This window comes from Methylobacterium longum (assembly GCF_022179385.1).
GTDB classification, from domain to species: Bacteria; Pseudomonadota; Alphaproteobacteria; order Rhizobiales; family Beijerinckiaceae; genus Methylobacterium; species Methylobacterium longum.
In genome coordinates, this window is record NZ_BPQS01000166.1 from 1 (window position 1) to 644 (window position 644).

Annotated in this window: 2 protein-coding genes; both read left to right on the top strand. The window is 67.7% G+C overall.

Translation table 11 applies throughout. The features are described 5' to 3' along the window. Window positions 1-9 precede the first annotated feature (9 nt). A complete protein-coding gene (gene tnpB / locus MFF58_RS31905; RefSeq protein ID WP_238294341.1) occupies window positions 10-345 on the top strand; it encodes an IS66 family insertion sequence element accessory protein TnpB in 336 nt (111 codons plus the stop codon). Between the two features lie 68 nt (window positions 346-413). Beyond that, window positions 414-644 (top strand): IS66 family transposase (locus tag MFF58_RS31910; protein ID WP_238294339.1); only part of this gene is annotated, 231 nt, incomplete at its 3' end.

Sequence of the window (644 nt, forward strand, 5' to 3'; positions counted from 1 at the left end):
TCCGGCGCGGTGCGCGTGATGCTGGCCACCCGGCCCGTGGACTTCCGCAAGGGCATGGACGGGCTGGCCGCTCTGGTCCGGGACGCGATGGGTGGAGATCCGTTCTCCGGTACGGTCTACGTGTTCCGCTCGAAGCGGGCCGATCGGGTGAAGCTGCTGGTCTGGGATGGAAGCGGGCTGGTCCTCGCGACCAAGCGTCTGGAGGCTGGTCAGTTCTGTTGGCCGAAGATCGAGGACGGCGTGGTCCGGCTGAGCGCGGCGCAGCTTGCCGCGCTCGTCGAAGGCTTGGACTGGAAGCGCGTTCATGCGGCGCGTCCCGTGGGCGTGCCGGCGGTTGCCGGCTGAGCAAAAAGACTGACGGACGGTCTTCATCGCGATGGTAAGTCACTGACAGATCTGCTCTAATCTGTTTCGTGCCCGCGCCTGCTTCGCCCTCGTCAGACGATCCCGAGACGCTCAAGGCGCTGCTCGCCGAGGAGCGCGCCGAGAACGAGCGGCTGCGCCAGATCATCCTGGCGATGCAGCGCCACCGCTTCGGCCGCCGCGCCGAGAGCCTGCCTGAGGATCAACTCCTGCTCGGGCTGGAGGAGGCCGAGCAGGTCGAGGCCGCGGGCTTTGCCGACGAGGAGGATGAACCGGCCAAG